Below are 1,873 nucleotides of genomic sequence, written 5' to 3'. Positions count from 1 at the left end.
GCCTCATCGCCGAGTACGGCTGGGCCGCCACCGCCGCCATCACGCTCGCCGCCGGCTGCGTGCAGCTCGCGTTCGGCCTGGGCAAGCTCGGCCGGTTCGCGCTGTCCCTCTCGCCCGCCGTGGTGCACGGGATGCTGGCCGGCATCGGCCTGAGCATCGCGGTGGGCCAGCTCGTCGTGGTGCTCGGCGGCACCGCGGCCACGTCCGTGCCGGAGAACCTCGTCCGGGTGGTCACCACCGAGGTGCGGTGGTCGGCCGTGCTCGTCGGCGCGCTCGCGGTGGCCGCGCTGCTGCTGTGGCCCCGCGTGCCGCGCGCCTCCGTGGTGCCCGCGCCGCTGGTGGCCGTGCTGGTGGCGACGCTGGCCACGACCGGGTTCGAGGTGGTCCGGGTCGACCTGCCCGGCGACCCGTTCGGCCAGGTCGTGCTGCCGCAACTGCCGACCGGCGGCTTCGGCGGGATCGCCGCCGCGGTGCTCACCGTCGCCGTGGTGGCCAGCGCGGAGTCGCTGCTGTCCGCCATCGCGGTGGACAAGCTGCACACCGGTCCGCGCGCGGACCTCGACCGGGAGCTGATCGCCCAGGGCACGGCCAACGTCCTCGCGGGCGCGCTGGGCGGGCTGCCCGTCTCCGGCGGCGTCACCCGCGGCTCGACGAACGTCGTCGCGGGCGCGCGCACCCGTGCGTCGACCGTGCTGCACGGCGTGTGGATCGCGCTGTTCGTGCTCGCGCTGGCCTCGGTGCTGGAGCTGATCCCGCTCGCCGCGCTGGCCGGCGTGCTGTTCGTGGTCGGCGTGCGGCTGGTGAGCGTGCGCCGGATGCGCGCCCTGTGGCGGCACGGCGAGTTCTCCGCCTACGCGGTCACCCTGCTCGGCGTCGTGGCGCTCGGCCTGGTGGAGGGCGTGCTGCTGGGGGTCGCGGCGGCGGCGCTGCGGTCGCTGCACCGGCTGACCCGGTCCTCGGTGCGCATCGAGCAGGAGCCGGACGGCTGGCGCGTGGTCATCCGCGGCTCGCTGGTGTTCTTCGGCGCCGGACGCCTGGTGCGCGGGCTGCGCGCCATCCCGCTCGGGCAGCGCGTGGTGGTGGAACTGCACATCGACTTCCTCGACCACGGCGCGTACGAGGCGATCGAGGACTGGCGCACCGGCTACGAGCGCCTGGGCGGTTTCGTCGAGGTGGACGAGGTGCACGACACCTGGTTCAGCAAGGCCACCCGGGGCATCCCCGCGCTGCGCAAGACACCGCTGTCGCCGCTGCCCAGGTGGTTCGCGCCGTGGTCGCACTGGCAGCGCCACCGGCCCGTCACCCTGCCCGTGCCGCGCGCGGACGCCGACCCGATGATCCGCGGCATGCGCGAGTTCGAGCGCACGACCGCGCCGCTGGTCCGCCCGTTCCTGGCGGAGCTGGCCGCCCGGGGCCAGCGCCCGCGGCAGCTGTTCATCACGTGTGCCGACTCCCGCGTGGTGCCCAACCTCATCACCACCAGCGGTCCGGGCGACCTGTTCTGCGTGCGCAACATCGGCAACCTGGTGCCGCTGGACGGCGACGACTCGGTCGGCGCGGCGATCGAGTACGCGGTCGAGGTGCTGGCGGTCGACACGATCGCGGTGTGCGGCCACTCGGACTGCGGCGCGATGAAGGCCGTCGTGCAGGGCTCGACCAGGCCCGGGTCGCAGCTGCACGGGTGGCTGAAGGCGGTCGAGCCGAGCCTCATCCGGTTCCACGCGGGCGAGTCGGACCTGCCGGTGGTCGACCGGCTGGCCGTCGCGAACGTCGCGCAGCAGCTGGACAACCTGATGGCGTACCCGAGCGTGCGCGAGGCCGTGGGAACGCGGTCGCTGCGCCTGGTCGGCATGTACTTCGACATCTCGGCGGC

1 protein-coding gene is annotated in these 1,873 nt (G+C 74.5%); it reads left to right on the top strand.

Annotated elements, in window-relative coordinates:
- On the top strand, positions 1-1,873 hold a 1,873-nt coding region (locus AB0G02_RS37855; RefSeq protein WP_360804620.1), incomplete at both ends, for a SulP family inorganic anion transporter.

This window comes from Actinosynnema sp. NPDC023658 (genome assembly GCF_040639995.1).
GTDB lineage: Bacteria > Actinomycetota > Actinomycetes > Mycobacteriales > Pseudonocardiaceae > Actinosynnema.
The sequence above is the reverse complement of the archived record's forward strand: the minus strand, read 5'-3'. Positions and strand labels throughout refer to the sequence as shown.